This is a genomic window from Otoolea muris (assembly GCF_943193115.1).
GTDB lineage: Bacteria > Bacillota > Clostridia > Lachnospirales > Lachnospiraceae > Otoolea > Otoolea muris.
In genome coordinates, this window is the sequence record NZ_CALPCY010000058.1 from 21,395 (window position 1) to 28,477 (window position 7,083).

The 7,083-nt window shown below is 54.5% G+C and carries 7 protein-coding genes; 4 read left to right on the plus strand and 3 right to left on the minus strand.

The window, feature by feature from the left end; genetic code table 11:
* Positions 1–10 precede the first annotated feature (10 nt).
* Entirely contained in the window at positions 11–1,105 is a 1,095-nt protein-coding gene (gene gpr, locus NFS31_RS22410) for a GPR endopeptidase (protein WP_251500173.1), read from the plus strand.
* A gap of 53 nt (positions 1,106–1,158) precedes the next feature.
* The gene (gene spoIIP, locus NFS31_RS22415) at positions 1,159–2,679 is read left to right on the plus strand and encodes a stage II sporulation protein P (protein WP_251500176.1); all 1,521 of its coding nucleotides are present in this window, start codon (positions 1,159–1,161) and stop codon (positions 2,677–2,679) included.
* Positions 2,680–2,772: 93 nt separating this feature from the next.
* On the opposite strand, the gene NFS31_RS22420 is transcribed toward spoIIP, so the two are convergent.
* On the minus strand, positions 2,773–3,804 hold the full coding sequence (locus NFS31_RS22420) for a glycosyltransferase family 2 protein (protein WP_251500179.1): 1,032 nt from the start codon (positions 3,802–3,804) through the stop codon (positions 2,773–2,775).
* Positions 3,805–3,966: 162 nt separating this feature from the next.
* On the opposite strand from NFS31_RS22420, the gene NFS31_RS22425 reads away from it, so the two are divergent.
* Entirely contained in the window at positions 3,967–4,329 is a 363-nt protein-coding gene (locus NFS31_RS22425; protein WP_251500182.1) for a helix-turn-helix domain-containing protein, read from the plus strand.
* A 567-nt stretch (positions 4,330–4,896) separates the two neighbouring features.
* Positions 4,897–6,267, plus strand: coding sequence for a TrpB-like pyridoxal phosphate-dependent enzyme (locus NFS31_RS22430; RefSeq protein WP_251500185.1), 1,371 nt, complete (start codon positions 4,897–4,899; stop codon positions 6,265–6,267).
* 117 nt (positions 6,268–6,384) lie between these two features.
* On the opposite strand, the gene NFS31_RS22435 is transcribed toward NFS31_RS22430, so the two are convergent.
* On the minus strand, positions 6,385–6,801 hold the full coding sequence (locus NFS31_RS22435) for a BclA C-terminal domain-containing protein (RefSeq protein ID WP_331482825.1): 417 nt from the start codon (positions 6,799–6,801) through the stop codon (positions 6,385–6,387).
* Positions 6,719–7,083, minus strand: a 365-nt coding sequence (locus NFS31_RS22440) for a hypothetical protein (protein ID WP_251500194.1), incomplete at its 5' end; no start/stop codon positions are given. The genes NFS31_RS22440 and NFS31_RS22435, both read right to left, overlap by 83 nt.

A 7,083-nucleotide genomic window follows, 5' to 3' on the forward strand; every position in this document is an offset into this window, starting at 1 on the left:
GAGGGAAAATATGAAGCGTCACAGCCAAAATCATAGCAAAACTCACAGCCAGGGTTTCAGCCAAAAGCGGGGCGGGGATGGCGGCGGGAACAGCGGGCGGGGGCGGCTTGCGCAGTCGGAGCTGCCGCTGCCGAAGTTTGAAGTCCGCACGGACTTAGCGGTGGAGGAACAGGAAAGCTTTGCGGGGGACGGCGGGGAGATCCGGGGGGTTTCCCTGAGGGAATGGCATCACAGGGACAGCCACATCCGCATGACAGAGGTATCTATTTTAAATGAGGACGGCGCCCGCGTGATGGGAAAGCCCATGGGCACGTACCTGACTCTGGATGTCCCGGACATGGAGAAGCGGGATGAGGGGTACCACGAGGAGGTGTCAAAGGAGCTGGGAAATCAGCTTCGCATGATGATAGAGAAGATGTGCCCGGAGAAGAAGGAAAAGGCTTCTGTTCTGGTGGTGGGACTTGGCAATATGCAGGTGACGCCGGATTCCCTGGGGCCGCGGGTGGTGGATAACCTGCAGATGACGCGCCATTTTCTGACCGAATACGGCGGGGATTTCTGTGAAAAGAACGGCCTTCCGGTGTTAAGCGGGATCGTCCCCGGCGTCATGGCCCAGACCGGGATGGAGACGGCGGAGATTGTGAAAGGAGTGGTGAGGGAAACCAGGCCGGATATGGTACTGGCTATTGACGCCCTGGCTGCGCGGAATGTGCGCCGTCTGGCCTCCACGATCCAACTGACCGACACGGGCATCCACCCGGGCTCCGGCGTGGGCAATAACCGCCACAGCATGACGCGGGAGACGATAGGCGTTCCCGTCGCGGCGCTGGGGATCCCGACCGTAGTCGGGGCGGCGGCCATTGTCCACGGGACCGTGGACGCGCTGATCCGGACGCTTTCGATGTCAGAAGACACGGTCAATTATGGGAAATACATTGAGGAACTCGACGCAGAGAGCCAGTACGAGCTGATCCGCGAGCTTATGGAGCCGGAGTTCGGGCCGATGTACGTCACGCCGCAGGACATTGACGAGCGGGTGAAGGAGCTGAGCTTTACCGTTTCGGAGGGAATCCATCAGGCGCTTTATGGCAGCCGTTTACTATAAACCGCCGTCTTTGCATAGAATAGTAAGAGGAAACTATGCAAGGCGGGGTGAGGATGAGAACGGTCGGTTTTTGGAGATGGGAGAGGGCGTTTCACAGAGGCAGGAGAGGAGGAGGCGCGGGGCTGTCCGCTATATGCCTCCTTCTTCTTTGCGCGGGCGCGCTTCTTTTAATGTTTAAATCAAATGTCCGGGCCGGGGCGGGAGATGCCTGGGAGCGGGAGGCGGCGCTCTTTTTGTGGAAAACGTGGTACGGCTCCCCTCAGTCCGGGGATGGAACGGATGAGGAATTCTCCGGCTGGCTTGCCCGGTTTATCTTAAAGCAGGTTCCTTATTACCGCAATGCGGAGGGAAAACAGGACGCGGGCCTGCCCGGGGAGATCGATCCCTCATACCATGGATATCTGGAGAGCGCCGCGCTATTAAAGGAATATGAATACCTGGTCCGCGATCTGGAGGGAAGCGCCCTGCTGGCTGACGAAGGCGCGGGAGCGGGAAGAGAAGCAGGAACAGGAACGGGAAACGGAGTTTTACTGGCGGAAAATTACCCGGCAGGGGAGAGCGATCCGGCATACGGGGCAGCCGGCGCGGCGGGCCGGGAGGGGACGTCCGGGGCCGAAAATGCCGCGGGAAGTCCCGGTGCAAAGGAAAATGAGCCGGGAGCCGCCAAAGAAAGCGCGGCGGACAGAGGGGCGGCAGATCAGGCGGGAACACAGTCCGCCGGAGAAAGCGCGGCCCGGGCGGCGGGGGGAACCGTGGCGGGAAAGGAGCTGTTTCAGTCTCAGGGAGCAATCGAGTATCTGTCCGAACAACTGGCGGATTATGATTTCCTGATGAAGCATTTTTATACGGTCCACCCAACGGCGGCGGCCGGGCGGGAGCTGATGCGGGCAAAGGATTTTCTGGAAGAGGATTTTTCACTGAAGCCGGGAAATGCGCAGGAGGAGCAGGAGAACGGGCCGCAGATTCTTATCTACCACACGCATTCCCAGGAGCATTTTTCGGATTACAGCGAACAGAAAAAGCAGGCCACGATTGTGGGGGTGGGAAATTATCTGACCGAGCTTCTGGAGCAAAAAGGGTACAGGGTGTACCACGACGTCTCGGTTTATGATCTGAAAAACGGGAAGCTCGATCGCAGCCGGGCGTACAGCTATGCGCTGGAGGGCGTCACGGCTATTTTGCAGAAATACCCGTCCATACAGGTGGTGCTCGATATCCACAGGGACGGCGTGCGGGAGAGCACGCATCTGCTGACAGATATAAATGGAAAGAAGACGGCTACCATCATGTTTTTTAACGGCACCAGCGAGACGCCGGACGGCCCGATCGAATATTTAAGGAATCCGTACCGGACGCAGAACCTGGCCTTCAGCTTCCAGATGAAGCTCTGCGCAGACGCCATCTATCCGGGCTTTACGAGGAATATCTATTTAAAGGGGCTTCGCTATAATCAGCATCTGCGGCCGTGCTCGGCCCTCATCGAGGTCGGGGCGCAGAATAATACATACGAGGAGGCGAGAAACGCCATGGAGCCGCTCGCCGAGCTTCTGGATATGGTTCTGCGGCCGCGGTGAGCAAAAAGCCCGCCGTTTCGGCCGTTGAATCAGTTGTATTCCGGCAAAACGACAGTGAGACAATTTGAAAGGCAGCGGCATGCGCGCTGTCTTTCATACAATCTGCCGGACCTGCTTTACAAATGCCTGAAATCCCGCCTGATCCAGAGAATGATGCAGGGATTCAAAGCAAACTCTGTCAATGTCCGAAAAATTTGAAAAAACAGTTGCAAAAGCATCCATTGTATAGTCAGGAATCCTCTCACAGATTACCTCCAACTGTAATTGGTAATGTGAGAAGGACGGCTGCGCATACCGAAAGACAAGCGTTTTCATAAAAGCTACCGCATGCCATAAAAAATCAAATATCAATTCCTCATGGTATTCCTGCAAAAGTCCGCGCCTTCCATAATCCTCCCATTTCATCATCTGTATCGTGATTCGGTCCAGATGATGATCGGTGTTGACGGTATGAACAGTAGACGAAGCGCGCATAAAGTAATGATACAGTTTTTTTCCTATCACATATATGTAATCCGCATAGATATGCAGTAATGGATGCCAGTAGTTGTCTTCATAGACCAGGCCCTCCGGAAAAAAGAGCTGATGCTCCAGCAGAAGTCTTTTCCGGATGATCTTTGCCCAGGCAAAAACATTTAATCCCTTGCTGATGAGCATTTTCTTTTTACTCTCCGGCGTGTCGGACAGGATATAGCGATCGTTTCCGCAGCTTTTCTCCTCTTCTTTCAGGTAAACCATAGATTCCGAGTTATCAGCCGCTATGCCGCAGACCACCACATCGCAGGCATAGCTTCCCACCGGCGCGTACATTTGTTCAAAATAGTCAGGCTCCAGCCAGTCATCCGCGTCCACGAACGCAATCCAGTCGGCAGACGCGTACTGAAGGCCGAGATTTCTGGCGGCGCCCTGCCGTCTGTTCACATCCTGGCGGATCAATAATACATTCTCAGGGAAAGCCTGTTCCCACTTCTTGAGATGCTCCCATGTATCGTCAGTAGAAGCGTCGTCAATGCAGATAATCTCTAAGTGTTCCATCCCCATGCTCTGTACGGTGATCGACCGGATACATCGGTCAACATACGATGCCACATTATAGCAGGGAATAATTATACTGATTTTTCTCATTGATTCATGATTCCTCTCATAAAAATTATTTCTCTACATACATTATAAACACATTATGTGTTTTGTCAATTCGATATGTGTATTTTCGGCAAATACTGACGTCTTTAGGATAAGATTAAAATCTTATCCCGTTTACTTCATCCTCATGAATGGAGATCGATCATGAAACTTGGCGAAATCATAAAAGAATTATTAGAGCAGCATGAGATTACGCAGAAGCAACTGGCGGAAAGCTTAGATATGTCCCCTTCGGCGCTGGGAAACTATATTCAATGCAGAAGAGAGCCGGATTACCATACGTTGATATGCATAGCAGACTTTTTTCATGTCACCACGGATTATCTGCTTGATCATTCCGCGGCGTCCTCCCTTTCACATGATGAAGAGCTTCTAATCCATATTTTCCGTTCCCTGTCAGAGGATCAGAGAGAATTTTATTTAGAGCAGGGCAAAATTTTTATCCGTCAGAATGCAAAAAAAGAATCATCTGCTTCCGCGCGCGGAAATAATTCCAAGGTGTCTTGAACAGGCATGGCTTTCTTAAGGATGGATAAGAGCGAAGACATGGGGCGGGTAAGAGTTCAGATAGGTCTGCGCACCTGCTGCGCTGACCGTACGAAAACGTAGCGGCAGCAGGCATCTGCCCCATCGCGAAGCGATTTTCATGGGCAGATGCCGTAACCGTTCAGGTTGTCTGAACGGTTACTGGGGCGGCAGTCCGTTTTTGGGAAGATTCACAGACCCCTTGACTTTTTCTGCAAATTACGGTATGCTGTCAACAACTTAGAAAATGGAACCGGAGATTCGGAACGAGTAGCTGCTTGAAATATGCCCGGAGAGCCGCGGCAACCGGAACTGTTGCAATCCGCTTCTGTCCTGTATCGAATGGGACGGAAGCTTTTTTTATGCACACGGGCGTCCAGAGGAAATATGTCAGCAAGGCGGCGGACGCCCGGCGCGGCGGGCAGGGGAAGTAACCTTCCCTGCCCGGTTGCACAGGCCCGTGCGGAGGAAATATGCCGCTCATACGGCGCGCGGGCAGGGAACGCGTTCCCCCGCCCGAGTCCATAAGAGGAAGAAAGGAAGGTAGACATGCAGGAAAGCATCCCCTACAAAATTTATCTGGAAGAACAGGAAATGCCAAAGCAGTGGTATAATGTGCGGGCTGATATGAAGAAAAAGCCCGCGCCGCTTTTGAACCCGGGAACCTTAAAGCCCATTACGCTTGAGGAGCTTTCCGGCATTTTCTGTGAGGAGCTGGCAAAGCAGGAGCTGGATGATACGACTCCGTTTTTCGATATCCCGCAGGAAATCCGGGATTTTTACAAGATGTACCGCCCGTCGCCGCTTGTGAGGGCTTACTGTCTGGAGAAAAAGCTTGGCACCCCGGCGCATATCTATTATAAATTCGAGGGCAACAACACATCGGGAAGCCATAAGCTCAATTCCGCGATTGCGCAGGCTTATTATGCAAAAGAACAGGGCCTTAAGGGCGTCACGACCGAGACCGGGGCTGGCCAGTGGGGAACCGCGCTGTCTATGGCATGCTCCTATTTTGACCTGGACTGCCAGGTTTATATGGTAAAGTGTTCCTATGAGCAGAAGCCCTTCCGCCGCGAGGTGATGCGGACCTATGGGGCCAAAGTGACGCCGTCGCCGTCCATGGAGACGGAAGTGGGCCGGAAGATGAACGCAGAATTTCCGGGCACATCGGGAAGTCTTGGCTGCGCGATTTCCGAGGCGGTGGAGGCGGCTGTGAGCCAGGAGGGCTACCGCTACGTGCTCGGTTCCGTGCTGGCCCAGGTGCTCCTGCACCAGTCTGTGATCGGGCTTGAGACAAAGGCGGCTCTCGATAAATACGGCATTCAGGCAGATATCATTATCGGCTGCGCGGGCGGCGGCTCGAATCTGGGAGGGCTGATCTCGCCGTTTGCGGGCGAGATGCTCCGGGGCGAGGCGGATTACCGTATCATTGCCGTTGAGCCGGCCTCATGCCCGAGCCTGACAAGGGGCGTTTATGCATATGATTTCTGCGATACGGGAAAGGTTTGCCCCCTGGCAAAGATGTATACGCTGGGAAGCGGGTTTATCCCTTCCGCGAATCACGCGGGCGGACTGCGCTATCACGGCATGAGCTCCACGGTTTCAGAGCTCTATGATCAGGGTCTTCTTGAGGCCAGAAGCGCAGAGCAGACTGAGGTATTTAAGGCGGCGCAGGCATTTGCAAAGGTAGAGGGAATCCTTCCGGCCCCGGAGAGCAGCCATGCGATTAAGGCAGCGATGGACGAGGCCCTTGCGTGTAAAGAAACAGGTGAAGCGAAGAATATCGTGTTCGGATTAACCGGAACGGGTTATTTTGATATGGTGGCTTACCAGCGATTTAACGATGGGGAAATGAAAGATTACATCCCGTCAGATGAAGAATTGAAAAAAGCGACAGACGCGCTTCCAAAGACGGAGTAGAGCGCGGTCAAATGGCGGAAAAAGACAGGGCGCTGCACGAATAACCGTGCAGCGCCCTGTCTGGCGTAAAGAGGAGAAACTGCGGCAGTGTCCGCAATGGGTTAATCTGTAAGAAAATCAGTTCAGCTTTTTAACGCTCAGCGTGGCGTTGACCCCGCTGCCAAGCGTGATCCCTACTGCCAGAAGAGCCGAAAGCGCCATATCGATAAAGTTTCCTGCCGTTAAAGTCACAATGGTACTTCCATTAAACACGGAGCTGGTTCCTACTGCCAGCGCCCTGGAAATCGTTGCGCTGGGGATATTGGTCCCGTTGATTCTCACGGCAAGGGTGACGGTGGTTGCCAATGCCGCTGTCAGCGTAGTGGAATAATTGATCTCATAAGTGCCGGGAGTTGCCACTGTGATACTGTTTGCCGGCACATAGGTCGCTCCCTGTACCGGGCCGGTAGAGTCAAGCGGAATTTGTGTGGTTCCTCCTAAAGTCAGATTCAGGGTCTGAGGTGTTGTGCTGTATAAACTTGCATAAGCATTCAGACCATTTGCAGGTCCGGTAGGCCCGGTAGCGCCGGTAGCCCCGGCCGTGCCCGTCGCTCCGGTAGCGCCCGCTGCGCCGGTAGGTCCGGTAGCGCCCGCAGGTCCGGCAACGCCCGCCGCGCCGGTAGGTCCGGTAGGCCCGGTAGCGCCCGCAGGTCCCGCTGCACCGGTGGGCCCGGTAACACCGTTTGCGCCGGTAGGTCCTGTAGCGCCCGCAGGTCCGGCAACGCCCGCCGCGCCGGTAGGTCCGGTAGGCCCGGTAGCGCCCGCAGGTCCCGCTGC

What these genes read in the sequence shown, in the direction of transcription:
- NFS31_RS22425 (WP_251500182.1), top strand. Translation starts at nt 3,967, where the DNA reads ATGAAACTTGGCGAAATCATAAAAGAATTATTAGAGCAGCATGAGATT.
- NFS31_RS22420 (WP_251500179.1), bottom strand. Translation starts at nt 3,804, where the DNA reads ATGAGAAAAATCAGTATAATTATTCCCTGCTATAATGTGGCATCGTAT.
- NFS31_RS22430 (WP_251500185.1), top strand. Translation starts at nt 4,897, where the DNA reads ATGCAGGAAAGCATCCCCTACAAAATTTATCTGGAAGAACAGGAAATG.
- gpr (WP_251500173.1), top strand. Translation starts at nt 11, where the DNA reads ATGAAGCGTCACAGCCAAAATCATAGCAAAACTCACAGCCAGGGTTTC.
- spoIIP (WP_251500176.1), top strand. Translation starts at nt 1,159, where the DNA reads ATGAGAACGGTCGGTTTTTGGAGATGGGAGAGGGCGTTTCACAGAGGC.